The sequence below is a fragment of the Mesorhizobium sp. P170090 genome, from assembly GCF_057786115.1.
This window is the reverse complement of the sequence record NZ_JBYNWH010000001.1, coordinates 2,752,903-2,777,988: the sequence shown is the minus strand read 5'-3', so window position 1 is coordinate 2,777,988 and position 25,086 is coordinate 2,752,903. Positions and strand designations below refer to the sequence as shown.

At 63.6% G+C, this 25,086-nt stretch carries 26 protein-coding genes; 10 read left to right on the top strand and 16 right to left on the bottom strand.

The window, feature by feature from the left end; all coding sequences use genetic code 11:
• Nucleotides 1-4: 4 nt before the first annotated feature.
• The 3 genes from smc to AC3EML_RS13130 form a co-directional block, all read right to left on the bottom strand.
• On the bottom strand, nucleotides 5-3,463 hold the full coding sequence (smc, locus tag AC3EML_RS13140) for a chromosome segregation protein SMC (protein WP_352522287.1): 3,459 nt from the start codon (nucleotides 3,461-3,463) through the stop codon (nucleotides 5-7).
• Nucleotides 3,464-3,532: 69 nt separating this feature from the next.
• Nucleotides 3,533-4,261, bottom strand: coding sequence for a DsbA family protein (locus AC3EML_RS13135; RefSeq protein ID WP_023692056.1), 729 nt, complete (start codon nucleotides 4,259-4,261; stop codon nucleotides 3,533-3,535).
• A gap of 167 nt (nucleotides 4,262-4,428) precedes the next feature.
• A complete protein-coding gene (locus AC3EML_RS13130; protein WP_023687168.1) occupies nucleotides 4,429-4,935 on the bottom strand; it encodes a DUF721 domain-containing protein in 507 nt (168 codons plus the stop codon).
• A gap of 50 nt (nucleotides 4,936-4,985) precedes the next feature.
• On the opposite strand from AC3EML_RS13130, the gene mutY reads away from it, so the two are divergent.
• Both mutY and AC3EML_RS13120 read left to right on the top strand, forming a co-directional pair.
• Nucleotides 4,986-6,107, top strand: coding sequence for an A/G-specific adenine glycosylase (mutY, locus tag AC3EML_RS13125; RefSeq protein ID WP_352463259.1), 1,122 nt, complete (start codon nucleotides 4,986-4,988; stop codon nucleotides 6,105-6,107).
• Nucleotides 6,108-6,129: 22 nt separating this feature from the next.
• Nucleotides 6,130-6,741, top strand: coding sequence for an HAD family hydrolase (locus tag AC3EML_RS13120; protein ID WP_352522288.1), 612 nt, complete (start codon nucleotides 6,130-6,132; stop codon nucleotides 6,739-6,741).
• Nucleotides 6,742-6,997: 256 nt separating this feature from the next.
• Here the strand turns inward: AC3EML_RS13120 and AC3EML_RS13115 are convergent, their stop codons facing one another.
• Together AC3EML_RS13115 and AC3EML_RS13110 are read right to left on the bottom strand one after the other, a co-directional pair.
• The gene (locus tag AC3EML_RS13115) at nucleotides 6,998-8,080 is read right to left on the bottom strand and encodes a transposase (RefSeq protein WP_286459149.1); all 1,083 of its coding nucleotides are present in this window, start codon (nucleotides 8,078-8,080) and stop codon (nucleotides 6,998-7,000) included.
• A 212-nt stretch (nucleotides 8,081-8,292) separates the two neighbouring features.
• Nucleotides 8,293-9,426: a site-specific DNA-methyltransferase gene (locus tag AC3EML_RS13110; protein ID WP_023687165.1), complete on the bottom strand. Its 1,134-nt coding sequence runs from the start codon at nucleotides 9,424-9,426 to the stop codon at nucleotides 8,293-8,295.
• Nucleotides 9,427-9,614: 188 nt separating this feature from the next.
• Here AC3EML_RS13110 and AC3EML_RS13105 point away from each other — a divergent pair, with 188 nt between their 5' ends.
• The gene (locus tag AC3EML_RS13105; RefSeq protein ID WP_023706677.1) at nucleotides 9,615-10,301 is read left to right on the top strand and encodes an HAD family hydrolase; all 687 of its coding nucleotides are present in this window, start codon (nucleotides 9,615-9,617) and stop codon (nucleotides 10,299-10,301) included.
• Between the two features lie 5 nt (nucleotides 10,302-10,306).
• Here AC3EML_RS13105 and AC3EML_RS13100 read toward each other — a convergent pair whose 3' ends face one another.
• From AC3EML_RS13100 to AC3EML_RS13070, 7 genes are all read right to left on the bottom strand, one after another.
• On the bottom strand, nucleotides 10,307-10,738 hold the full coding sequence (locus AC3EML_RS13100) for a DUF1801 domain-containing protein (RefSeq protein ID WP_023668394.1): 432 nt from the start codon (nucleotides 10,736-10,738) through the stop codon (nucleotides 10,307-10,309).
• Nucleotides 10,739-10,751: 13 nt separating this feature from the next.
• On the bottom strand, nucleotides 10,752-11,210 hold the full coding sequence (locus AC3EML_RS13095; protein ID WP_352521294.1) for a DUF1801 domain-containing protein: 459 nt from the start codon (nucleotides 11,208-11,210) through the stop codon (nucleotides 10,752-10,754).
• Between the two features lie 3 nt (nucleotides 11,211-11,213).
• Nucleotides 11,214-11,435: a hypothetical protein gene (locus AC3EML_RS13090; RefSeq protein ID WP_023668396.1), complete on the bottom strand. Its 222-nt coding sequence runs from the start codon at nucleotides 11,433-11,435 to the stop codon at nucleotides 11,214-11,216.
• Nucleotides 11,436-11,460: 25 nt separating this feature from the next.
• Nucleotides 11,461-11,853 (bottom strand): VOC family protein, encoded by a 393-nt coding sequence (locus tag AC3EML_RS13085; protein ID WP_023716120.1) that lies wholly within the window; start codon nucleotides 11,851-11,853, stop codon nucleotides 11,461-11,463.
• Nucleotides 11,854-11,910: 57 nt separating this feature from the next.
• Entirely contained in the window at nucleotides 11,911-12,336 is a 426-nt protein-coding gene (locus AC3EML_RS13080) for an SRPBCC family protein (RefSeq protein WP_352521293.1), read from the bottom strand.
• Nucleotides 12,333-12,656, bottom strand: a complete 324-nt coding sequence (locus AC3EML_RS13075; protein ID WP_023738492.1) for an ArsR/SmtB family transcription factor — start codon at nucleotides 12,654-12,656, stop codon at nucleotides 12,333-12,335. The genes AC3EML_RS13080 and AC3EML_RS13075 overlap by 4 nt, the downstream gene beginning before the upstream one ends.
• 197 nt (nucleotides 12,657-12,853) lie before the next feature.
• A complete protein-coding gene (locus AC3EML_RS13070) occupies nucleotides 12,854-13,585 on the bottom strand; it encodes a hypothetical protein (protein ID WP_352519998.1) in 732 nt (243 codons plus the stop codon).
• Nucleotides 13,586-13,713: 128 nt separating this feature from the next.
• On the opposite strand from AC3EML_RS13070, the gene thrC reads away from it, so the two are divergent.
• From thrC to AC3EML_RS13050, 4 genes are read left to right on the top strand one after another with little or no spacing between them, the layout of a single operon-like run.
• Nucleotides 13,714-15,111: a threonine synthase gene (gene thrC / locus AC3EML_RS13065; protein ID WP_352519997.1), complete on the top strand. Its 1,398-nt coding sequence runs from the start codon at nucleotides 13,714-13,716 to the stop codon at nucleotides 15,109-15,111.
• Nucleotides 15,112-15,125: 14 nt separating this feature from the next.
• Entirely contained in the window at nucleotides 15,126-16,418 is a 1,293-nt protein-coding gene (locus tag AC3EML_RS13060; protein WP_023668402.1) for a M16 family metallopeptidase, read from the top strand.
• A 14-nt stretch (nucleotides 16,419-16,432) separates the two neighbouring features.
• A complete protein-coding gene (locus tag AC3EML_RS13055) occupies nucleotides 16,433-17,029 on the top strand; it encodes a GNAT family N-acetyltransferase (RefSeq protein WP_023668403.1) in 597 nt (198 codons plus the stop codon).
• Nucleotides 17,030-17,032: 3 nt separating this feature from the next.
• Nucleotides 17,033-19,921, top strand: coding sequence for an EAL domain-containing protein (locus AC3EML_RS13050; RefSeq protein WP_023754851.1), 2,889 nt, complete (start codon nucleotides 17,033-17,035; stop codon nucleotides 19,919-19,921).
• A gap of 186 nt (nucleotides 19,922-20,107) precedes the next feature.
• Here the strand turns inward: AC3EML_RS13050 and AC3EML_RS13045 are convergent, their stop codons facing one another.
• On the bottom strand, nucleotides 20,108-20,716 hold the full coding sequence (locus AC3EML_RS13045) for a YqgE/AlgH family protein (protein ID WP_023668405.1): 609 nt from the start codon (nucleotides 20,714-20,716) through the stop codon (nucleotides 20,108-20,110).
• A 215-nt stretch (nucleotides 20,717-20,931) separates the two neighbouring features.
• On the opposite strand from AC3EML_RS13045, the gene AC3EML_RS13040 reads away from it, so the two are divergent.
• The 3 genes from AC3EML_RS13040 (at nucleotide 20,932) to AC3EML_RS13030 (ending at nucleotide 22,899) form a co-directional block, all read left to right on the top strand.
• The gene (locus AC3EML_RS13040) at nucleotides 20,932-21,738 is read left to right on the top strand and encodes a protein-disulfide reductase DsbD domain-containing protein (protein ID WP_023687156.1); all 807 of its coding nucleotides are present in this window, start codon (nucleotides 20,932-20,934) and stop codon (nucleotides 21,736-21,738) included.
• 111 nt (nucleotides 21,739-21,849) lie between these two features.
• On the top strand, nucleotides 21,850-22,332 hold the full coding sequence (locus AC3EML_RS13035) for a peroxiredoxin (RefSeq protein ID WP_023698522.1): 483 nt from the start codon (nucleotides 21,850-21,852) through the stop codon (nucleotides 22,330-22,332).
• Nucleotides 22,333-22,419: 87 nt separating this feature from the next.
• The gene (locus tag AC3EML_RS13030; protein WP_352521292.1) at nucleotides 22,420-22,899 is read left to right on the top strand and encodes a DUF2938 domain-containing protein; all 480 of its coding nucleotides are present in this window, start codon (nucleotides 22,420-22,422) and stop codon (nucleotides 22,897-22,899) included.
• 72 nt (nucleotides 22,900-22,971) lie between these two features.
• On the opposite strand, the gene AC3EML_RS13025 is transcribed toward AC3EML_RS13030, so the two are convergent.
• From AC3EML_RS13025 to AC3EML_RS13015, 3 genes are read right to left on the bottom strand one after another with little or no spacing between them, the layout of a single operon-like run.
• Nucleotides 22,972-23,556, bottom strand: a complete 585-nt coding sequence (locus tag AC3EML_RS13025; protein ID WP_352521291.1) for a histidine phosphatase family protein — start codon at nucleotides 23,554-23,556, stop codon at nucleotides 22,972-22,974.
• 29 nt (nucleotides 23,557-23,585) lie between these two features.
• Complete coding sequence (gene rnhA, locus AC3EML_RS13020; protein ID WP_023692070.1) at nucleotides 23,586-24,122, bottom strand: ribonuclease HI; 537 nt, start codon at nucleotides 24,120-24,122, stop codon at nucleotides 23,586-23,588.
• Nucleotides 24,119-25,081, bottom strand: coding sequence for a homoserine kinase (locus AC3EML_RS13015; RefSeq protein ID WP_352521290.1), 963 nt, complete (start codon nucleotides 25,079-25,081; stop codon nucleotides 24,119-24,121). Before AC3EML_RS13015 ends, rnhA begins: the two co-directional genes overlap by 4 nt.
• Nucleotides 25,082-25,086: the final 5 nt, after the last annotated feature.

Genomic DNA, 25,086 nt, shown 5'->3' with positions numbered 1-25,086 from the left:
TGCGTCAGCTCGCCTCGCGCATCGCCTCGGCGGCCTGCAGATCGACCGAGACCAGTTGGCTGACGCCCTGCTCGGCCATGGTCACGCCAAACAGGCGGTTCATGCGCGCCATCGTGATCGGGTTGTGGGTGATGATGACGAAGCGCGTCTCGGTGGTCGCGGCCATTTCGTCCATAAGGTTGCAGAAGCGCTCGACATTGTGATCGTCGAGCGGCGCGTCGACTTCGTCGAGCACGCAGATCGGCGCCGGATTGGTCAGGAACACGGCAAAGATCAGCGACATCGCCGTCAGTGCCTGCTCGCCGCCGGACAGCAGCGTCATGGTCTGCGGCTTCTTGCCGGGCGGACGGGCCAGGATTTCGAGCCCGGCTTCGAGCGGGTCGTCGGATTCGATCAGCTGCAATTCGGCCGTGCCGCCACCGAACAGATGCGAGAACAGCCGCTGGAAATGGCCGTTGACCACCTCGAAAGCGGCAAGCAGCCGTTCGCGGCCTTCGCGGTTCAGGCTCTGGATCGCTTGCCTGAGCTTGCGGATCGCCTCGATGATGTCCTCGCGCTCGGAGACGATGGTCTCCAGCCGGTCCGACAATTCCTTCTGCTCTTCCTCGGCGCGCAGATTGACGGCGCCGAGCCGCTCGCGCTCAACCTTCAGCCGGTCGAGCTGGCGCTCGATCTCGGCCATTTCCGGCATCGGGCTGTCGGCTTCCAGGCCAGTATGGCGAATGACCAGATGCGGCGGCGTGTTCAGCGTTTCCTGGATGCGCGCCTCGACCTCGAGCCGGCGCTCGTCGGCGGCGGTCAATCGCTCTTCGGCGCGGACGCGGGTTTCGCGGGAATCGGCCAGCGACTGGATCGCCGCGGTGGCGGCCTTGTCCAGCTCGGCCTGGTTGTTCTCGGCCTCCTGCAAACGGTCGGCGGCCGCCTTGCGCAAGGTCTCGGCCTCGGTCAGCTGCGACAGCAGCGCGCGCCGCCTGGCGTCGATCTCGTCGGGGGCGTCGGCCAGCGTTTCGCGCTCGGCCTCGGCCTCGGCCCTGCGCTCGCCCAGCGAGGCAATCTGCGTCGAGGCGTTTTCGGCCCGCTGCAACCAGTTGCTGCGCTCGGCGCCGATGGCGTCGAGCCGGCGCGTGCGCGCCTCGGCTTCGCGGCGCAGGCCTTCATGGACGGCGCGCGCGTCGGCCAAGGTTGCGCGATCGCGGCTGACATTGGCGGCGGATTGTTCAAGCTGCAATTGCAGGTCGCCGAGATCGGGGGCGTCCTGCAGCAGCATTTCGGCCTCGGCGAAGGCGGCGGCCGTTTCTTCATGGCTGTCGACGATTCGTGCGCGCGCCTCGTCCAGGGCGGCGCGGCGGCTTGCCAGCTCGCCACCGGCCTTTTCGGCCTCGGCCAGCGCGCTGCGGGCGGCGTCCAGGCCGTGCTGGGCGTCGCGCCCTGCCTGGCGCGCATTGCGTTCGGCCTCACTCGCCTGGCGCAGCGCCTGTTCGGCCTGGGCAAGGGCAGCCTCTGCCTCACGCACGATCTGCGTCGCCTGCACCGCCTCGGCATCGAGCTCGGCCAGCCGGTTCTTCTGCGCCAGCCTTTGCGCCGCAGCGGTCGGTGCATCGGCGCTGGCGGTCAAGCCATCCCAACGCCACAGCGCGCCGTCGCGGCTGACCAGCCGCTGGCCGGGAGCGAGCAGAGCCTGCAGCCGGCGGCCATCAGTGGCGTCGACGATGCCGATCTGCGCCAACCGGCGGGCAAGCTGCGAAGGCGCGCGCACCACGCTGGCGAGGCTCTTGAGGCCTTCCGGCAAGGCCGCATCGCCTGGTTGAACCTGGCTTTCGCCCCAATGCACCGGCGCGCTGCGGTCGAGCGGCACGTCGAGGTCCTCGCCAAGGGCAGCACCGAGGGCCGTCTCATAGCCACGTTCGACGCTGAGCTGCTCAAGCACCGACGGGAAAAGATCGCCGCTGGCGGCATTGAGGATCTTGGCCAGCGTGCGCGCTTCGGTCTCGATGCCGGCGAGCTCCGACCTGGCGTCCTGCAGCGGCGGACGAGCGGCACTCTCGGTGGCGCGCGCCTCGGCGACCGCCTGTTCGGCAGCAATGGCGCCGGCCTCCGCTTCCTCCAACCGGGCGAGCGCGTCCTCGACCAGAGCACGTTTTTCGGCCGGGTCAGGCAAGCCCGCAACCTTCGACACAATCTCGGACAATTCGCGGTCGACGTCGGCCAGCTGGCGGGCAAAGCGGTCGCGGCGTTCGGCGTTTTCGCGCAGCGTGCGTTCGATCTGATTGCGCGAGGCGGCGGCCTCCGCTCGTTCGGCGGTCAGCGCAGCGAGCTTTGCTTCGCTTGTTATAAGCGTTGCGCCGGCCTGCTCGAAAGCGGCCCGCGTCGTGGCTTCGCGCTCGGCGGCGCCGGCATTGTCTGAGTTGAGCGTGGCTTCTTCCTCGCGCAGGCGCTCAAGAATATCCGCATTGTCGCGGACCATGCGCTCCTCGCGGGCGATGTCGCCGTCGAGCTGCTGCAGCCGGCGCTCGAGTTCGGCCTGGCGGGCGCGGATGCGGCCTGCCTCCTCCTCGATCTGCGCCTTGGCGATCGACAGCCGCTGGAAGGCGGCGGCAGCCGCGGCCTCGGCGTCACGCAGATCGGGCAGCCGGTGGGCGCCGATGCCTTGCTCCCGGGCGGCAGCCATCTGGGCGGCGGCGCGGTCGCCGACCAGAGCTGTGGCAACCGCCAGCGCCGACCGCGCATCGCCCTCCTGGGTCTTGGCCAGCGTCCAGCGCAGATGCAAGAGCGTGGCTTCCGCCTTCCGGATATCGGCCGACAGGTTCTTGAAGCGCGATGCCTGGCGCGCCTGGCGCTTAAGGCTTTCGATCTGGCTCTCCAGTTCGCCGACGACATCGTCCAGCCGTTCCAGATTTTGTTCGGCCGCCTTCAGCCGAAGCTCGGCCTCGTGACGGCGCGTGTGCAGGCCGGAAATGCCGGCGGCTTCTTCGAGCAGCGCGCGGCGCGCCTGCGGCTTGGCCTGGATCAGTTCGCCGATGCGGCCCTGTCCGACCATGGATGGCGAGCGCGCGCCGGTCGACTGGTCGGCGAACAGAAGCTGCACGTCCTTGGCGCGGGCTTCCTTGCCGTTGATGCGGTAGAGCGAGCCGGCTTCGCGCTCGATTCGGCGCGACACTTGCAATTCATCGGCGTCGTTGAAGGCGGCGGGCGCGGTCCGGTCGCTATTGTCGAGGAACAGCGTGACTTCGGCGGTGTTGCGGGCCGGGCGCGTTCCCGAGCCGGAAAAGATCACGTCGTCCATGCCGGATGCGCGCATGTTCTTGTACGAGCTTTCGCCCATCACCCAGCGCATCGCCTCGACAAGGTTCGACTTGCCGCAGCCATTCGGCCCGACAATGCCGGTCAGGCCGCGTTCGATGACGAACTCGCCGGGTTCGACGAAGGACTTGAAGCCGAGGAGGCGAAGGCGCGAAAACTTCATTCGCGCCTGCCTGGAAGGCACAAAGGTGCGCTGACGCCGAAGCGCAGTCGCTCCGGCGCCGCCTGGACGTCAGAGCAGAGGGTCGATGATGGCCGATATTTCCTCAATCGACATCGCACCTTTGTAGGTTTTCCCGTTGATGAAGAAGGTCGGTGTCGAGTCGACCTTGAATTCATCGGCGCCGCGCTTCTGGACCGATCTCACATCGTCCAGAAGTTTCTGGTCCGTCAAGCAGGCCTCGAAGGACTCCTGTGTAAAACCGGCGAGCTTGGAGATCTGCAGCAGCGCATCCTTGGTATTGTTGACGCCGACCCAGTTGGCCTGCTGCTTGAACAGCACGTCGACCATCGGGAAATAATTGTCCTTCGAACAGCGCGCCAGCATGAAACCGGCCTCGGCGCTCGGATCGAACGGGAATTCGCGCAGGATGTAACGCGCCTTGCCGGTGTCGATGTACTTGGTCTTCAACTCAGGGAAGGTGGTCGCGGCGAAATGCGCACAATGCGGGCAGGTCATCGAGGCATATTCGACGATGGTGACCTTGGCGTCATCCTTGCCGAGCTGCTTGTCGGGCAAAGCGCCGGGCTTCAGCAGTTCGGCCATGTCGACATTGCCGGAAGACTCCGGGACCTTGACGGCGGCCGGAGTGGCAGGCGTCGAAGCAGGCGCGGGAGCCGCAGGCTTCACATCCGCTGCTTTGGCATCCTCGCCTGAATCGCTGCATGCGGCGAGCATAGCCACTGCCGGAATGACGGCCAGCGAAGACAGGAGGTTTCTGCGGGACAAGCTACGGTTCATGCGAATCACCTGACTGTGGTTTGATTTTGCAACGCAAAGGCTAGAAAAGGCGAGAGTTGGCGGGAATTAAGGCATCGCCGTCCCCATTCCAATCGCCAAACTCTACATGCAGGATCACGAATGCGCGAGATAGATGACGCGTTCATGACCGACTGATTACCGGTTGATTACCTTGGCCGCTTCCTTTGGCCAAGAATTGTGGCGCCAAGACGCTCCAGCGAGGCGCGCAAGCCTTCATCCTCGATCTTGCCGACGGTATCCGACAATTTGGCCTTTTCGACAGAAGTCAGTGCTCTCGGCGTCGGTTTCGGCCGGGCTTTGTCCCTCAGCACCGGCTTTTGCACGATCCGGATCCTGCCGATCGCGTTGAAGCCGAGAAAGGCATTGACGCGGTTGATGATCTCGCCGGTCTCGTGCTGTAGGTGCAGCGCGGCCATGCCCTCGCAGGCGATGACCAGCACCGCCGGCTCGAACGGATCGTCCTCATGCATGCGGCGCGGCCACTGGATTTTTTCGGGGCGCGAATGGCCGGCGAGCCTGGGGCCGGCGATCTCTTCCCATGACTGCACCAGCCCGATCGAAATGCCGGCCCGCTTGCGCAGCACGGGGTCGAGGATCGCGGTCGCGAGATCGCTCACCGGAACGGGATTGCCGTAAGGCGTTCTCCCTGCCATGTACGTTCTCCAGCCACGCTCCTCACCAGCCTAGAGCCAGCCCGCGATCAATGGCACTGCACGAACAGACCCGCAAGGCCGCATCCGAACCAACTCTATCAGGAGAGATCGCCGCGCGTCTGCTTGCCTGGTATGACGCGCACCATCGCGAACTGCCGTGGCGGATCACGCCGCGCGCGGCGGCCGGCGGTGCACGGCCGGACCCCTATCGCATCTGGCTGTCGGAAGTGATGCTGCAGCAGACCACGGTCGAAGCGGTAAAATCCTATTTTCGCGCCTTTGTCGAGAAATGGCCTGATGTGAAGGCGCTGGCGGCTGCGCCGGCCGAGGATGTGATGAAGGCCTGGGCCGGGCTCGGCTATTATTCACGGGCGCGCAACCTCAAGGCCTGCGCCGATCTGGTTGCGAGCCAGGGCGGCCGTTTTCCCGACAACGAAACGGGATTGAGGGAATTGCCGGGGATCGGCGCCTATACGGCGGCGGCGATCGCGGCGATCGCCTTCAACCGTCCGGCGGCGGTCGTCGACGGCAATGTCGAACGTGTCATCTCGCGGCTCTATTCGATCGCAACGCCGCTCAGCGAGGCAAAGCCTGAAATCCGCGCGCTCGTCGAAAGACTGGTTCCGCAGACAAGGCCGGGCGACTTCGCCCAGGCAATGATGGACCTCGGCGCCACGATCTGCACGCCAAGACGGCCGCGCTGCATGCTGTGCCCGGTGCGCGAGGATTGCAGCGCCATCCTGTCCGGCGACCCCGAGCGCTTTCCGGTCCGCCTGCCCAAGGTCGACAAACCACTCAGGCGGGGTGCCGCCTTCGTCGCCGAGCGCGGCGACGGCGCCATCCTGTTGCGCAAGCGGCCTGACAAGGGCCTGCTCGGCGGCATGACCGAGGTGCCGACCACAGGTTGGACAGCACGGATCGACGGTGCAACCACTTCGGAGGCAGCGCCCTTCCCTGCCGACTGGCGGCGCGCTGGAGAGATCGCGCATGTCTTCACCCATTTCGCGCTCGAGCTCGAAGTTTTTCACGCTCAAGTGAAAAGTGATGCGCCGGAAGGGCATTTCTGGTCGCTGGCCCATGACATTTCCGGAGAAGCGCTGCCGACGGTCATGAAAAAGGTCATCGAAGCAGCGATACCGGGCGCAACCAAAAAGCACCGCCCCATTGACTAGCATTCGCTTTGAAAGGCCAGAAATGACTGAAATCCGCCATATCGTGTTCGACATCGGCCGCGTCTTGCTCCACTACGATCCGAACATTCCGTTCAGCCGCCTCATTCCCGATGCCGAAGAGCGCAAGTGGTTCTTCGACAATGTCTGCACGCATGACTGGAACATCGAGCAGGACCGTGGCCGGACGTGGGAAGAGGCGGAAGCGCTGCTGATCGCGGATTACCCGGATCATGCTGAAAACATTCGCAATTTCCGACGCTATTGGAACGACATGGTGCCGCATGCCTATGAGGACAGCGTCGCCATCATGCTCGGCCTGATCGAGAGCGGCCACGACGTGACCATGCTGACGAACTTCGCCGCCGACACACTTGCCGAGGCAAGACTGCGCTTCGATTTCCTCAGCCGCCCGCGCGGCGTGACCGTGTCGGCCGATATCCGTGAGATCAAGCCCGACCGCGCCATCTACGACCATCACGTGGTCGCGTTCGGCCTGGAGCCCTCCGCCACGCTGTTCATCGACGACAGCCCCAGGAATGTCGACGGAGCCAGGGCGGCTGGCTGGAATGCTGTGCTGTTCACAGATGCAAAAACGCTCAAGGCGGACCTTGAGCGGTATGGCATCGCGACCTGAGCTACGCAGAGGGGTCGAGGTAGCGCTTTATGGCGCCCCCCTCTGCCCTGCCGGGCATCTCCCCCACGAGGGCATAGGCGCTAAGATAGCTTTGGCATGGACTGAAACTTGCGCTTTCGTGGTGGTTCGCGCCAGCGATATCGCAAGGCATGGAGTTTTTGGCGCAGGGCCGCCAAGGAAGGTTGAGGAAAGATGGTCGCGATCAGAGAGGCGACGATCTGGCGGGTTGCGCGCCACAGCAGCGGGCGCCCGTCGCTCAAGGGGGAGAGACACCCAACTCCTGCGAGAGGGGTTCGGTCACAAGCGCGATGAGGAAGTGTGCAAGAATCCAAGGCCTTGCGATCCTTGGGTCCTTGGCGGGAGGAGAGCGCAGCCCGATCAGGCTCTTCAGGCGCTTGAAGGCGAGTTCGATGCGCCAGCGCATGCGGTAGAGCTTGAGGACCGTATCGGCGGGAAACTCCTCCCGGTCAAGCGAGGTCACAAGCAGGACGAAGCCGGCCGCAATCAGCGTCTGCGGTTGAACCTTGTTGCCCTTGGCCCTGGCTTCCTTGTTGATTTTGCGCCGCGCTTCTTGTGCCGCGGCCTCGGATTTGCGCAAGGCGATCAGGCGCATCTTCACAGGCTCGCCCTTCTTGAGTGCCAGCCGGGCAGGCGTTTCGCAGACTTCCTCCCGGCAGCTCTCCAGGTAGCCGATGAGATCGAACGCCCTGCCGTTGGCGTCGAGCCATCGCGCGTTTTTCCACGACGCGCGCACAACAACATCGCCGCCTTGCGCCATCACCTTGGCGATCCGCTCGGCCTGCAGATAGGCGCGGTCACCGATGCGGATCTCGCCCGGCACCACCGGCACGCGGTCGATCAACTCGGCCTCGCTCTGATCGGTGATCTCGATGAAGTCGAACTGCTCGCGCTCAAGCTCGAAGGCGCAGTGCATGCGCCAAAGACCATTGTTCTTCTTCTCATACGCACCGGCCTTGGCAACCGCTGTCGCATCGAGGATGCGAACCAGTCGGCCTTTGGCCAAACCTGCATCCTCGCGCTTCAAAAGGTGCCCAATCAACTGCTGCAGCCATGGTCCTGCATTGCGCAGCCGGCCAAGCAGCGCCACGTCCGAAATGTCGGCTATCCCGCTCGCCGCCGCCCAGGCCACGACGCCCCGCATGCCAACCTTGCCAAGGCAGTAAGCCAGTGTCAGGCGCAACAGGTCGCTCGCCGACCTGACGCCGCGCGGGCGCAGGAACGCCTTCGTCTCGCGGGCACTTCCTGCGATCAACTCTTCGCCGCCCAGAAGCTCAATCGTCTCGGCCCAGCCGTCATCAACAAGCGATTCGTGTGTCATCGCAGCGTAGAATCACACCCGATTCCGCAAGGCAATACCTATCTTAGCGCCTATGCCCACGAGGGGGGAGATTGGCAGCCTCGCCGACGGCTCTTTCTTACAACGTTGAAGGTTGGCGAAAACAATGAAGCGCGCGATCTCCCCCCTCGTGGGGGAGATGGCCGGCAGGCCAGAGGGGGGCGCCGTAGGGCGCCGACCTTTATGTGGTAGCGTCAGGCCCCTGCCCGTTCCATGCCGAGCCTGGCGATGCGGCGCAGTTCGTCGATCGGGGTCAGGCCGCCCGAGCGCTCATAGTGCCAGAAGGTCCAGCCGTTGCAGGCGTCCAGGCCCTGCACTTCGGCGCCGATCTTGTGGATCGAGCCGGCGCTGTCACCGATGGCAACCGTGCCGTCGGCGCGTACCTTGGCCGACCAGCGCTTCTTGGCATCGTAAAGCGTGGCGCCGGGCTGCATAAGCCCGGTATCGATGAGGCTGACAAAGGCGACGCGCGGCTCGGCGCGCTTGCCGGTGAGCACGGCGAGATCGGCGCTTTCCAGCGGCCGCACCGCATCGATGCGCTCATTGGCGGCGTCGATATAGGCCTGTTCGCGCTCGATGCCGACGAAATGGCGGCCAAGCCGCTTGGCCACGGCGCCGGTGGTGCCGGAGCCGAAAAACGGGTCGAGCACGATGTCGCCCGGCTTGGTCGAGGCCATCATGATGCGGGCGAGCAGCGCTTCCGGCTTCTGCGTCGGATGCAGCTTGTCGCCATTGTCGTTCTTCAGCCGCTCGCCGCCAGTGCAGATCGGGAACAGCCAGTCGGAGCGCATCTGGATGTCGTCGTTCGATGCCTTCATGGCTTCGTAGTTGAAGGTATAGCCCTTGCCCTTCTGGTCGCGCGAGGCCCAGATCATGGTCTCATGCGCGTTCTGGAAGCGGCGACCGCGGAAATTAGGCATTGGGTTGGTCTTGCGCCAGACGACATCGTTGAGGATCCAGAAGCCGAGATCCTGCATCTTGGCGCCGACGCGGAAGATGTTGTGGTAGGAGCCGATGACCCAGATGGTGCCATTCGGCTTCAGCACGCGGCGTGCCGCCAGGAGCCAGGCGCGGGTGAAGGCGTCATAGGCCTCGAAACTCTCGAACTGGTCCCAGTCATCGTCGACGGCGTCGACCTTGGACTGGTCGGGCCGGTGCAAATCGCCGTCGAGTTGCAGATTGTAAGGCGGATCGGCGAAGATGACGTCGATGGATTTTTCCGGCAGCCGGTCGAGCGCGGCGACACAATCGCCCTTGAGGATCGTGTCCAGCCACTCGGATTGCTGGGGGGCGTGGGAGAGGTCGGCGAGAAGACGCACGGCAGACATTTTTACACCCAAGGCACGCGTTACTGTTTACTCCCCGTTATGGTTACCGATCAGCGTAAATATTCGGTGAAGGACGCAACGGTCCAGGCAGCCCTGACGTCGTCAATTTGCGCAGCCCGGCCCGTTGGTGTATGTCGCGCCGCTTGAGCCTTGCCGGGCCTCCATCACCCTCCCTCGTTCGGATTGCCATGCCCCAGCCAGATCTTGTCATCTTCGATTGCGACGGCGTGCTCGTCGATTCCGAAATCATCGCAGCCCGCGTCGAGGCCGAATTGCTGACCTTGGCCGGATATGAAATCTCGGCTGAGGAATACGCCGAAACCTATGCCGGACTGACCTTCAAGGACATCATGATGCGGGTCGAGCAAAAATCCGCCATCCCGTTCCAGGCCTCGATGATCGACCGGGCCGAAGAGCTGGTCGACCGCAAACTGCGCAGCGACGTGCGCGCCATCGACGGCGTGCGCGAGGCGGTCGCCGCGGTCACCGCGCCGCGCTGCGTCTGCTCGAACTCACGCTTGGAGCGGATCGAGTTCATGCTCGAGAAAGTGGGCCTGCTGCCGTTCTTCGCCGGCCGGATTTTTTCAGCGCTGGAAATACCAAGCAAGAAAACCAAGCCCGCGCCGGATGTGTTCCTGATCGCGGCGCAGCAACTCAACGCCAATCCGGCAAACACCTTCGTCATCGAGGATTCGGTGCACGGCGTCACCGGCGCCAGGGCCGCTGGCATGCGCGTGATCGGCTTCACCGGCGCCGCGCACAGCTATCCCGGCCATGCCGATGTGCTGACCGAAGCCGGCGCCGAAACCGTCATCCGCCGCTGGGCCGAACTGAAAAGTGTGGTTGCCGCTCTGTCGGAATGGTCGGACGCCTGAACCGATCAGTCCTTGGCTTTGGCCGACTTGGCCGGTTTCTTCTTTGCCCTGTTGTAGGCAATCGCGGCACGGACGAGCGCTTTCAGCGCATCCGCATCGATCTCGTCGCCCTCCGCCACATCGATGGCGCGCCACACCTTGCCGTTGAGCCCGTTGTTGAACAGCCTGTCGGGATCCGGCAGGCTGGCGCCGTGAGAAAAGGTCAGCTTCACCTTGTCCTTGTGAGCGTTGCCGACGGCGATCATGCCGTCGCGTGACCATACCGGGCTGCCCATCCACTTCCACTCCTCGATGATTTCCGGGTCGGCGTCGAGGATGGTCTTGCGCAGGCTGGCCAACGTCTTGCCCCGCCAATCGTCCAGCTCCCGGATTCGGGCATCTATCCGCTCGGAGGCAGAGGCGCCTCCCTCGTCCTTGCTCGACATGCTGACCTTCATGGTCTGCCTCCGTTCACATCTTCTCGCCGGGCAATCGGCTGGCCTGCTTCACCCAGGAGGCGAAGCGGGCTTCGTCGATCTCTTCGCCTTCATGGATGTCGAGATAGCGCACTTCCTTTTGCCTGGAACCGCCGGGAGGCACAGGATCGAGCGACGTGCCGCGAAAGAAGGCGACTTTGACGTATCTGGTGAAGCAATGCAGGCTGAGGAACCAACCGTCGCCCTCGATGCCATAGAACGGTGAGTTCCACTTCACCGCCTTGTAGACGCCGGGGACGGCGCTGACGATAAGTGCGTCGATCCAGCGCCCGACATCGCTTTTCCAGCCCGGCATGGCAGCAATATATGCCTGCACCGGAGCGTCCCCATAGGCCTTCGGGATCTGCGGGTTGCCGCCCGAAAGCAGGACCGGCTTTTCCGGCTTGTCTGGGGCCGGTTTTGCGACCTTCGATTTTCCCGGCGCCTTGGCCATGTCCTACCCTTGCGCGCCCTGCTCGCCACGCGATCTCGCGACGTAAGGCAGCACGAACATGTAGAGGCCGCTGAACAGCAGCAGGAATAGCGGCAGCAGCGGCGAATAGACCACCCAGGCCGGAGGTTGCCCGAACGCCATGGTGATGAAATTGGCTGCCACGGTCAGCGTGAAGATGATCGACAGCCAACGATGGGTTTGACGTATCCATTTGCTCAAGTTCATTGCAACTTCCTCTTGAAACCAGCGCCTACCAACGCGCCAGTTGGGTGATCTGGATGAGATTGCCGCAGCTGTCGTTGAGCTGGGCGATAGTCGAGCCGGTCACTTCTGTCGGCGCCATGGCGAACGCACCGCCGCGTCCCTTGATGCGCTCGTAATCACCCTTGACGTCGTCGGTGAACAGCATGAGCGCGGGCTGCCCCTGCTTGAAGATGGCCTGCTGGTAGGCCTTGGCGGCCGGGTTGTCGTTGAGCGCCAGCTGTAGCTCGGCTCCCTCGGGCTCATCGGGTGAGATGACGGTCAGCCAACGAAAAGGCCCATTGCTGAAGTCGACCTTCACGGCAAAGCCCAGCACGTCGGTGTAGAAGCGCAGTGCGTTGTCCTGGTTGTCCACATAGACGCTGGTCAGCTTGATCTTCATCGATTTCCTCCTTTTTGCATTCGGTGCCCCGCGATCAGGGCATGGTACCGGCAGGCTTCAATCCGGCTTCGCCAGGACCTGCTCCAGCTTGGTGAGGAATTGCTGCCACCCGGCCCTGGCGCCGCCATAGGCCTGCTTCTGGCTCGGATGGAAACCCGACTGCTCGACGCGCAGATGGGTCCCCATGCTGGTGGGCGTGAGCGTGAACGTCACCACGCTCTTCAGATTGTAGGCGGCATCCTCATGCGCAAAATCCCAGCTGTAGGACAGCGTCCTGCCTTGCTCGACGGCGAGAACCTCGCAATCGAGCACGCCGCCCCAGTCGCCGCGAAGATTGAAGCTGTGGCCGACGACAGGCTTGAAATCGTTCTTCATGAGCCATTCCTCCATCAGATGCGGCTGCGTCAACGCGCGCCAGATCCTCTCCGCCGGCCAGGATATTTCACGTTCGACGACGACGGTGCGCAGTTCGGGATTGCTCACTGGTCCATCCTTTTCAGCAGGTTCTCGAGGTCATCGAAGCGGCCCTCCCAGAATCCTGTCATTTGAACTGTCCAGTCGGTCAGCGGACCAAGTGCCGCGGGCTGGGCGCTGTAGTGGGTCTGGCGTCCGGCGTGGCGATCACGCACCAGCCCGGCCAGCTTCAGGACGCCGAGATGCTTCGACACCGCCGGTTGCGAAACCCCGGACTCCGCCGTCAGCGCCCCCACGGTCTGCTCACCCTGGCGGCAAAGGCGCTCGAAGATGGCCCGCCGGGTCGGGTCGGCAAGCGTTCTAAACAAAGTATCGTGGGCGTCTGGCATCGGGATCAATAACCTGCGAGCTATTGATCGACGTATAACTGCCGAGATATGAATGAGTCAAGTGCGCTGGCGGAATGGATCGAGATTACGCAGACGCGACCTGCCCGCAGGCGCACACCTGCAGGATTACGATCGGATCGTTTGGATCTTTCAAAGAGTTGACCGGCACCGTCGCAGCAGCGACGGCGCCCAGGCGCTTAGTTCGTCGCGGGAGCGCGCTTCTTTTTCTTGCCGGACTTCTTGTCCGCCGCCGCCGGCGCGGTGTCGTCATAGCCGGCATAGACAGTGTAATCCCGGGCGGAGGGTTCGGGCACGACGACGTTGGGATCGGTGAACACGAACTGGGTGGCGGTCGAGGGATCGCTGACCTGGATCTGATAGGGGTGGATCTGCGAATAAAGTACGTCGGGGCCGTGCATGACGGCAATGCGGATCGGCATGGTGATGGTGCCGGGGGCGAACAGCGGTCCCGGCACGATCTTGCCGGCAACCCCAACCTTCATCGTCAACTGGCCGTTGGCACGGCTGCAATCGCGGCTCACATCGCTGATCGAGGCCTGGTAGATGATCTTGGCCGGATCCTTGTTCGGATCGACGATGGAGCCGTCAGGCGCCGTCTGCGCGGCGGCAGCGGCCTCGGCATCCTGTGCCGCATCAGCCTTTTTCTTTTTCGGCTGCGGCGCGCCCTTGGCGTAGGTATTGAAGTATGCGGTGCCGTCACGCACCGTCACTTTCGGGCAGTAGGCCTGCAACTGGCTGGCGAGAACCTTGGGATCCTGAGGCGGTATTGGCGCATTCGGGTCGGTCTTCTTGCCGAAACCGAGATTGAGGATGCCATTGTCGCTCGATTGGCAACCGGCGGCGGCAAGCATAAAGCCGGTTAGCGCCAGACCCGCGACAAAGCGACGGTTGAACTTATGAAACGCCATGAAACTGCACTTCCCTCTCGCAAAGTTGGTGACGTATAGCAACGCCACGGCAAAAATGCGACTGAGGCGGCTCGGAAAATTAACCAATTGCCGTGGATGAAACCGGCGGCTGCAATGGACCTTTGACGATGCGCTATGTGAGTACCCGCGGGGATGCGCCCGTGCTTGGATTTGCCGATGCGGTGCTGGCGGGGCTGGCCCGCGACGGCGGGCTTTATGTGCCGCAGACATGGCCGCAGTTTTCGGCAGCCGAGATCCGCGCCATGCGCGGCCTGCCCTATGCGGACCTCGCCATCCGCGTGCTGACGCCCTTCCTCGGCGGCGAGATCGCCGCACCCGTCTTCGAGCGCCTGGTGCGAGAAGCCTATGCCACCTTCCGCCACCGGGCCGTCTGCCCGCTGGTGCAGACCGGCGCCAACACGTTCATCCTCGAGCTCTTCCACGGTCCGACGCTGGCCTTCAAGGACGTTGCCATGCAGCTGCTTGCCCGGCTGATGGACCATGTACTGACTGAGCGTGGCCAGCGCGCCACCATCGTCGGCGCGACCTCGGGTGACACCGGCGGCGCCGCCATCGATGCCTTCGCCGGCCGCGACCGAACTGACATTTTCGTGATGTTCCCGCATGGCCGCATCTCGCCGGTGCAGCAGCGGCAAATGACGACATCGACTGCCGCCAACGTCCAGGCGCTGGCGATCGAAGGCAATTTCGACGATTGCCAGGGCCTGCTGAAGGATATGTTCAACGATCATCGTTTTCGTGATCGCGTGTCGCTGTCGGGCGTCAATTCGATCAACTGGGCCCGCATCATGGCCCAGATCGTCTATTATTTTTCCTCGGCGCTTTCGCTCGGCGCGCCGGACAGGCCGGTCTCCTTTACCGTGCCGACCGGCAATTTCGGCGATATTTTCGCCGGTTACGCCGCCAAGAAGATGGGCCTGCCGATCGAGCGGCTGATCGTCGCCACCAACGACAACGACATATTGGCGCGCACTTTCGCGACCGGTGAATACCGCACCAAGGGTGTGTTTGCGACGACGTCGCCATCGATGGACATCCAGGTATCGTCGAACTTCGAGCGACTGCTGTTCGAGGCCTGCGACCGTAACGCAGAGACGGTGCGGCGTTACATGGCCGGCCTCAAGCAATCCGGCGCCTTCACCATCGAAACCGCAGAAATCGACCGGATGCGGTCCGAATTCGACGCCGGACGCGCTGATATGGACGAGGTTGCCGCCACCATCCGTTCAACGCTCGAATCCAGCAATTATCTGCTCGATCCGCACACGGCCGCGGCCGTGCATGTCGCCGCCGGCAAGGCTGACGGTGCAGTGCCGATGGTGGTGCTGGGCACGGCGCACCCGGCCAAGTTCCCGGCCGCGGTCGAAGCCGCCTGCGGCGTGTCGCCGGCCCTGCCCGCATGGCTGGGGTCCTTGATGTCAGCCGACGAAAAGTACACGGTACTTCCATCCGACCTGAAAATGGTGGAAGATTACGTGAGCCGCCACTCAAGGGCAGCGCGTTAGGGAGTACTTGCCATATGGGTGTTGAGGTAAGCCGTCTGTCGAACGGCCTGACAGTCGCCACCGAAACCCTTCCAAGCCTCGAATCCGTTGCCCTTGGCGCCTGGGTCAAGTCCGGCGCCCGCAATGAGCGTGACGACGAGCACGGAATGGCCCATCTGCTCGAGCATATGGCCTTCAAGGGTACGAAAAGGCGGACGGCCTTCGAGATCGCCTCGGAAATCGAGGATGTCGGCGGCGAGATCAATGCCGCCACATCAGTCGAGACGACGTCCTATTACGCCAGGGTGCTGTCCGACGATGTGCCGCTGGCGGTGGATATCCTTGCCGATATCCTGCAGGAGTCCGAATTCGACCCAGAGGAACTGGAGCGCGAGCAGCATGTGATCCTGCAGGAGATCGGCGCCGCGCACGACACACCCGACGACATCGTCTTCGACCGTTTCACCGAGACCGCCTTCCGCCACCAGACGATCGGCCGCTCGATCCTCGGCACGCCGGAAACCGTCAAATCCTTCACCTCCAAACAGCTGCATGATTTCATCGAGCGCCAATATGGCGCCGAGAAGATGGTGATCGTCGCGGCCGGCGACATCAAGCATGACAATTTCGTGCGCGAGGTCGAAAAACAGCTCGGCGGTTTCCGCAGCAAGTCCGACAGCACGATGCCCCAATATGCGCAGTATGTCGGCGGCGATTTCCGCGAGGATCGCGACCTGATGGACGCGCAGATCGTGCTCGGCTTCGAAGGCCGAGCCTATCATGTGCGCGATTTCTACGCTTCGCAGGTGCTGTCGATGATCCTCGGCGGCGGCATGTCGTCCCGGCTGTTCCAGGAGGTCCGCGAAAAGCGTGGCCTGTGCTATTCGGTCTATGCCTTCCACTGGGGTTTTTCCGATACCGGCATCTTCGGCGTTCATGCCGCGACCGGGCAGAGCGACATTGCCGAACTGGTTCCGGTCATTATCGACGAGCTGCAGAAGGCCGGCGAGAATATCCTTCAGGAAGAGCTCGACCGCGCCCGCGCGCAATACCGCGCCGGCCTGATCATGTCGGCTGAAAGCCCGGCCAGCCGCGCCTCGCAGATCGCCAGGCAGCTGCTTCTGTTCGGCCGGCCGATCGCCAAGGAGGAGTTGATGGAACGGCTGTCGGCGCTGACCGTCGAGCGGCTGACCGACCTTTCGTCCCGGCTGTTTTCGACCAAGCCGACGCTGACTGCGGTTGGACCGGTGGGTACGCTCGCGCCCTATGAGGCGATTCTCGATTCGCTTGCGGGCACGCACACCACGGCCCGCAAGCTCGCCGTCTAAGCCTTCAAGCGCCGGTGTTCGCGCTCCCTTTCTTTCGCCGTGACCTACCGGCACTGAAAGGCGACCGGGTCATGCTGCGCGTGCCCTACACCAACGACTATCGCGAATGGTCGGCGGTGCGCGGCGAAAGCCGTGCCTTCCTCGAACCGTGGGAGCCGCGCTGGACGCCCGATGAACTCGACCGCACCGCCTGGCGGCTGCGCATCGGCCGCTACCGCGAAGACTATGCGCAGGGGACAGCCATCGCCTTCTTCATCTTCGAGAAGGCGAGCGGCAAGCTTGCCGGCGGCATTACGCTCGGCAATATCCGCCACGGCGTCTCGCAAAGCGGCCATGTCGGGTACTGGATCGGGGAGCGGTTTGGCGGCCGCGGCCTGATGACCGACGCGGTCAAGGTGGTCTGCCGCTTCGCCTTCGATACGCTGAGGTTGCACCGGATCGAAGCTGCCTGTATTCCCGACAATGTCCGGTCGATCCGCGTGCTTGAAAAAGCCGGATTCCGGCGCGAAGGACTTCTGCGATCCTACCTCAGGATCAACGGCATCTGGCAGGACCACTACCTCTACGCCCGGATCGCGGACGATCCGCCGGGCGCTGGAACGAAGGACTGATTTTTGACGAATTTCCTGCGAAACGGGTCGCTGTTGGCCTTTGTTCTGGCGGTTGTCGTCACGCTTTGCGCGGCGCTCCCGGCCTTCGCCGTCGAACCGATCAAGATTGCCCGCGACGATGTCGCGCTCGACCTGTCGCGCGCCGTCGAGATTTACCGCAACCAGGGCGAAAACTTCCAGGTGTCGACCGCACCCGGCCCCGATGGCATCGTCCGGCGCATCGAGGTCGAGGCCAATGACGCGCGCTCGAGCGGTGACTGGGCGGTGTTCGCGCTCGCCAACACCACCGACCAGCAGCTTGACCGGCTGATCGTGGCGCCGCATTTCAGGCTGGTGAATTCCGGCATCTTCTGGCCCGATCTCGGCGCCACCCGCATCGCCGCGATCACACCCAGCGAGGGCTTCGCGCTCGACCGCCAGTCAAGCTCCGACGCCGACGTGTTCCGGGTGACGCTGAACCCGGGAACGGTGATCACCTTCATCGCCGAACTCGCCTCGCCGAAGCTGCCGCAGGTCTATCTATGGGAGCCGGAAGCCTACAAGGACTCGGTCAATTCCTATACGCTGTTTCGCGGCATCGTCATCGGCATCGCCGGGCTGCTGGCGCTGTTCCTGACCATCCTTTTCGTCGTCAAGGGAACCTCGATGTTTCCGGCGACAGCCGCACTTGCGTGGGCGGTACTTGCCTATATCTGCGTCGATTTCGGCTTTCTGAACAAGATCATAGAGATATCGCCCGGCAACGAGCAGATGTGGCGGGCGGGAACGGAGGTGGCGCTTGCGGCGACCTTCGTGGTGTTCCTGTTCGCCTATCTCAACCTCAACCGGTGGCACGGGCATTTCAGCTATGGCGCGCTGGTCTGGATTCTCGGCCTGGTGCTGATCGCGGGTGTGGCCATCATCGATCCGGCCGTCGCCGCCGGTATTGCCCGGCTGTCCTTTGCCGCCACCGCGCTGACCGGGCTCGGCCTCATCATCCTGCTCGGTCTTCGTGGTTACGACCGTGCGATCATGCTGGTGCCCAGTTGGGTGATGGTGCTGCTATGGCTGTGCGGGTCGTGGATGGCGATCACCGGCATGCTCGACAACGACATCGCCCAGCCGGCATTGGGCGGCGGGCTGATCCTGATCATCCTTTTGATCGGCTTCACCGTCATGCAGCATGCCTTTGCCGGCGGCGCGCTGCATCAGGGCCTGTTCTCCGATCTCGAGCGCCAGGCGCTGGCCGTCGCCGGCTCCGGCGACACGGTGTGGGACTGGGACGTGCTGCGCGACCGCGTCGTCACCAAGCCCGACGTCAGCATCCAGCTTGGCCTGGCGCCCAACAGCCTGGGGGGTGCGGCCCGCAACTGGCTGCCGGTGCTGCATGCCGACGACCGCGACACGTTCCGCACCACCCTCGACGTGGTGCTCGAACATCGGCGCGGCCGGGTCTCGCAGAATTTCCGCCTGCGCGGCGCCGACGGGCACTACCACTGGTTCTTGCTTCGGGCGCGGCCGGTGATCGGCTCGGATGGCGAAGTGATTCGCTGCGTCGGCACCATGGTCGACGTTACCGAGCAGAAAAAGTCCGAGGAAAGGCTGCTGCACGATGCCGTTCACGACAATCTGACCGGCCTGCCCAACCGCGAACTTCTGATGAACCGGCTGGAAGCCATCATCTCGATCGCGCGCACCGAAGAGAAGGTGCGCCCCACCGTCTTCGTCATCGACATCGACCGTTTCAAGCAGGTCAATGACGGGCTTGGCATCTCGGCCGGCGACACCATCCTGCTCACCATTGCGCGCCGCTTGCACCGGCTGTTGAAACCTAAGGATTCGCTGTCGCGCTTTGCCGGTGACCAGTTCGCCCTGATGCTGCTCTCCGAACAGGAACCCTCCCGCATCGCGGCGGTGGCAGACGCCATCAAGCACGCCATCAACAACCCGATCACCTTCGCCAAGCGCGAGATCGTGCTGACTGCCTCGATCGGCCTGATCACCTGGACCTCGGCGCAGACTTCGGCAGAAGACATGGTCAAGGACGCCGAGCTTGCCATGCACCAGGCCAAGCGCTTCGGCGGCGACAGGATCGAGCCGTTCCGGCCGGCCTTCCGCACCGTCGGCACCGACCGGCTGCAATTCGAATCCGATCTGCGCCGCGCCATCGAGCGGCGCGAATTCACCCTTGCCTACCAGCCGATCGTGCGGCTGGAGGACGGCAGCATTGCCGGCTTCGAAGCGCTGCTGCGTTGGGACCATCCGCGCCGCGGCATGATCCCGCCCGGCGATTTCATTCCGGTCGCCGAAAGCTGTGGCCTGATCGTGCAGCTTGGGCTGTTTGCCATGCAGCAGGCGGCCGAAGACCTCGCCGGCTGGCAAAAGCAGATCGGCGACACCCCGCTGTCGGTGTCGGTCAATCTGTCCAGCCGCCAGCTGATCCGCCGCGACCTGGTCAGCGATGTCCGCTCGGTCATCGCCCGCGCCAATCTGAAGCCGCGCTGCTTCCGGCTCGAACTTACCGAATCGCTGGTCATGGACAATCCAGAGCAGACCTCGCATGTGCTGACCAAACTCAAGCAGCTCGGCATCGGCCTGTCGCTGGACGATTTCGGCACCGGCTATTCCTCGCTCGCCTATCTGACCCGCTTCCCCTTCGACACCATCAAGATCGACAAGAGCTTCGTCGACGACGCGACGCCGAAGCGGGCGGTGCTGCTCAAATCCATGGTCAACATGGCGCATGAACTCGGCCTGTCGGTGGTGGCCGAGGGCATTTCCGACGAAAGCGATGCGCTGGAATTGCGCCAGATGGGCTGCGAATATGTGCAAAGCTTCATGTTCGGCGCGCCGATGCCAGGCGACCAGGTGCTGAAGGCGTTGAAAGAGCAGTACCCGATGACGCAGGCGTGACGGGTGAGGCATGCGTCGTGCAGGCGCGTGGTTACATTGGAATGAACCCCTGAAGCGACCGCGCCTTCGTCATCCTAGGGCGAAGCAAGGAGCGCAGCGACGCGGCGCAGACCTTAGGATGGCGAAAGTGGCGGGCGGCTTCGGCTAGTCGCGAAGGTTCGGCGGAACGTCGGCGAAGGCGAGGCCTCAGGCGTGCCCCGCGGCCAGGCTCAAATGCGCCAGATCAATCCCGATCGATGCCAGGATGCGGTCGTACTTCCGCTCGATGTCGGCGTCGAACAGCAGCTCCGGCGTGGCCGGACAGGTCAGCCAGCCATTCTCGGCGATCTCGGTTTCCAGCTGGCCGGCGCCCCAGCCGGAATAGCCGAGCGCCATCAACGCGCGCCGCGGGCCGCGGCCGGACGAGATGGCGCGCAATATGTCGACCGTGGCGGTCAGGCAGATATCGTCGGAGACGGTGAGCGAGGATTCCACCCGGTAGTCGCCCGAGTGCAGGACGAAGCCGCGGCTACGGTCGACGGGGCCGCCATTGCGCACGACGAAGTCGCGAGCCTGCGCCGGCAGCCTGATCGCCTCCTGCTCGTTCATGATGCCGAGCTGCACCAGAAGATCGGGAAACAGCATCTGTTGCGTCTGGTTGATGATCAGGCCCATGGCGCCTTCATCGCTGTGCGCGCAGATGTAGATGACCGAGCGCGTGAAGCGATCGTCCTTCATGCCGGGCATGGCAATCAGGAACTGGTCGTCAAGAAAGCCGCGTCCACCGGCTGTCTTTTTGTGGCGCAACAAGTCCATGCACTGGAGCGTAACGCGTTTCCGGGACGCCGAAAAGATGCGCCGCGTGCGATTCGGCCAAAGCCCAACGGTTGAAACAACGGAATCTTGACTGCGAACTTCACTCGGCCGATTGCTTGAAGCCAACTGTTCCTTGCCCGAAGGTCACGCAAATATGATACGCAGAGCGCCATGAAAACATTGCGCGGCCATGAACTGACGATCAAATCAACGCCATGCAAAGCTTGAAAATCCTGCTGCTCGGCGCCGCCATCGGATGCGGAGCAGCTATTCCCGCCGCCGCCTCGTCTTCCGACTGGTACAACAGCGAAGGCGGTAAGGTGCGGCTGGTGACATCAGGCAAGGCCGACGAGGCCGGTCGCATCCATGGCGTGCTCGACATCGCGCTCAAGCCCGGCTGGAAGACCTATTGGCGTGATCCGGGCGACGCCGGCGTGCCGCCGCAGATCGACGTTTCGGCCAGCACCAACATCACCGATGCGGCGTTTTCCTTCCCGCCGCCGCAGCGCCATGACGACGGCTACGGCAAATGGGCCGGCTACAACCATCCGGTCTCGCTGCCGGTGACGTTCACTTTGTCGTCGCCTGGGGATGCGGCCGTCATCGATGCCGACATCTTTCTTGGCATTTGCGAGACGATCTGTATTCCGGTGCAGACGCGGCTGAGCGTCGATCCCGCCGCCGATCCCGACAATGCCGAGGATGCGGCGCTGGTGAAGGCTGCACTCGCCACCTTGCCCGCGCCTGCCAAGCCCGATTTCGGGATCAAGGTGCTGCCGGGCGACCATGAGACGCTGATCGTCGAGGCGACTTTTCCCGGAGATCCGGAGGCGGCGGATTTCTTCGTCGCCGGGGGACGCGACTATATGTTCGGGGCGCCTGCACGCAGCGAAAAGGACGGCCGGCTGGTATTTACCATTCCGATCCTCGACCGGCCGTCGACGACACCGACCGATGGCGGGTTGTATTACACCCTGACAAGTGCCGAAGGCGCGGTCGAGGGCGTTCTGCCGTTCCCCTGATACCGAACCCGATCAGGGCTTTCCCTTGATCCAGGCCTTGTCGGCGGTTGCGGGAGATGCCCGATTTCGCTATCGCAAGAAACCTTCCCTGCTTTTCACACGAGGACCATCATGACGATTGCCGTTGGCGACAAACTGCCCGATGCGACCTTCAAGGAAATGACCGCCGACGGCGCCAAGGTGATCACCTCGGCCGAGATTTTCGCGGGCAAGAAGGTCGTGCTGTTCGGCGTTCCAGGCGCCTTCACGCCGACCTGCAGCAACAATCATCTGCCGGGCTATCTCGAGAACCACGATGCCATCCTGGCCCGCGGCGTCGACACCATCGCCGTCGTCTCCGTCAACGATGTCCATGTCATGGGCGCCTGGGCCAATTTCACCGGCGGTCAAGGCAAGATCCTCTATCTCGCCGACGGCAATGGCGACTTCGCCAGGTCGATCGGCCTCGACTCCGACTATTCCAGCGGCGGCATGGGATTGCGCTCGAAGCGCTTCTCGATGATCGTCGACAACGGCAAGGTCACCGCGCTCAATGTCGAGACCAAGCCAGGAGTCGACACATCGGGTGCCGCTCACATTCTGAGCCAGCTCTAAACCGCAGCGGCCGCGTCGGCTCATGAGCGCCATGGCCTGACGACCACGCGCTTCCAGCCGGATTGCCTGCTTTGGGGGACATCGACGATGTTTGACATCATCTGGCGCAGCGTTGCGATCGGCATCGGCGCCACGGTGCTGATGGATCTTTGGGCGCTGTTCCTGCATCTGGCGCTCAGCCAGCCGCGGCCGAACTGGGGGCCGCCCGGCCGCTGGGTCTGGCACCTTAGGGAAGGCAAGGTTTTCCACGACGATATCGCCCAAGCCGCACCCTATGCGCATGAGCAGGCGCTGGGCTGGGCCTTCCATTATGTCACCGGCATCGTCTACGGCTTCATCCTGGTGGCGCTGGCGGGCACGGCATGGCTGGACGCGCCGACCTTCCTGCCAGCCTTCATCCTCGGCATGGTCACCATCGGCGCCGGCTGGTTCCTGCTGGCGCCCGGCATGGGCGCCGGCTGGGCTGCGTCAAAGCGCCCCAACGCGATGCAGATCCGCGCCTTCAACGTGATCTCGCACACGGTGTTCGCGCTCGGCCTCTACGGCACGGCCCTGCTGATCCGCTGAGGACAGGTTCTATCCGCTGGTCGCCAGCGGCTTCATCACGGCTACGGTATCGATGATCTCCTGACATCCGCTTTAGCGCGGCGCCAGACTGTCTATCGGCCGCCATCCGTGGACGACGCGGCGCGTGCCGACATCATAGGCGAAGTAATTGCCGCCGCCGGCCGGCTGATCCGCCGCGCGGCTGATTGCGCGGCCGCTGAGCGAGAGCAGCAAGAGCGTTCCGACGCCGCCATGGCCGACGAAGGCAATGTCGCCGCCGTCGGCAGCACCCAGCACCGTTTCGACCTCGCTGACAATGCGTTGCTGGGCGTCGATGGTCCGTTCCCAGCCGCGAATGCTTTTGTGCGGATTGGCGAAGAACTGGTCGGCGACCGCCTCGAACTCCGGCGGCGGCAGGAAGCCGGTTGCCGACCGATCGTTCTCATGCATGCGCTCCCTCACCTCGACCGCGAGGCCGAGGTGTTTGCCAAGAATCTCGGCGGTTTCGATCGCCTTGCGTTCGGCCGACGAGACGACACGGCGGATCGATCCGCCCCATGGCTGATCGAGCATGGCTGATGCTGTCGCTCGTCCGATCTCGGATAGCCCCCAGTGCGGCACGGGAACGTTGGCATCGATCTGAACCTGGGGATGGGTGATGTAGTATACGATCGGCATGAGTGAGATCCCCTGCCGATAGCTTGAGCTCAATAGCTTTGGGTCGAGCGCCGTGCCCGTGGCGCCGGCTGCTTCTCGGATGCCGCCGGCTTCAGCGCCACTTTCGGCGCCGCAGGTTTGGCTGAGCCCCTCTTGAACGGCGCCATGCCTTCCCTTGCGAGTTCGTCGGCGCGTTCGTTCTCGGTGTGGCCGGCATGGCCCTTGACCCAGTTCCAGGTCACCTTGTGGCGCCGATTGGCCTCATCCAGCGCCTGCCACAGTTCACCGTTCTTGACCGGCTTCTTGTCGGCGGTCTTCCAGCCGTTTTTCTTCCAGCCGTGGATCCATTTGGAGATACCGTCCATGACATATTTGCTGTCGGTGTGAAGCTCGACGGCGCACGGCTCCTTCAGCGCATTCAGCGCCGAGATGGCGGCCAGCAGCTCCATACGGTTATTGGTCGTCTCGGCCTCGCCGCCCGACAATTCCCTGGTCTTGCCGTTGAAGCGCAGGATGGCGCCCCAGCCGCCGGGACCGGGATTGCCCGAGCAGGCGCCGTCGGTGAAGATTTCAACCTGCTTGGTCATGTCAGTCCGTATTCCGAAGGCGACCTGATCGCGCGGTGGAAGCGCATGCGGCGGATATATTCGGTCGGATCGCGCTTCATGACCAGCCCGCCCTCGGGAACGGTCAGCCAGTCATAGAGCCGGGTCAGCATGAAGCGCAGCGCCGAACCGCGCGAAAGGATCGGCAGCGCTGCTTTCTCGCCCTCGCTCAAAGGCCGCACGCTCTGATAGCCGGCCAGCAGCGCCGTGCCTTTGGTCAGGTTGAAGGAGAAATCCTTCTCGAAACACCAGGCATTGAGGCAGGTGGCGACGTCATAGGCGTAGAGGTCGTTGCAGGCGAAATAGAAGTCGATGAGGCCGGACAGTTTCTCGCCGAGGAAGAAGACATTGTCGGGAAACAGATCGGCATGGATGATGCCTGCCGGCAGGCCTTGCGGCCAATGGCGTCCGAAGTCGGCGAAATCCGCGTCGACCTCGGCCGCCAGTCCCGGCTCGACCTCGTCGGCTCGGTCGCGCGAGGCATTCCAGAGTTTGCGCCAGCCCTCGATGGCCAGTGCGTTGTTACGCGTCATCGCAAAATCCTGCCCGGCCAAATGCAGTGCGGCGAGGGACTTGCCGACCTCCGCGCAATGCGCCGCTGTCGGCCGCCGCAGCGACAGGCCTTCGAGGAAGGTGATGATGACCGCGGGACGGCCGGCCAGCGTGCCGATGACGGTGCCGTCATGCGCGGTCACCGGCAGCGGACAGGAAATGCCTTTGCGGGCGAGATGGCCCATCAGGCCGAGGAAGAACGGCAGGTCGGCCTTGTCGACGCGCTTCTCGTAGAGCGTCAGTATGTAAGAGCCGCTTGAGGTGTGCAGCAGGAAATTCGAATTCTCCGTGCCTTCGGCGATACCCTTGTAGGACAAGAGTTCGCCGACCGGATATGCCCTCAGGAACGCGCCGAGTTCGCCTTCATTGACGTCGGTGTAGACCGCCATGGGCT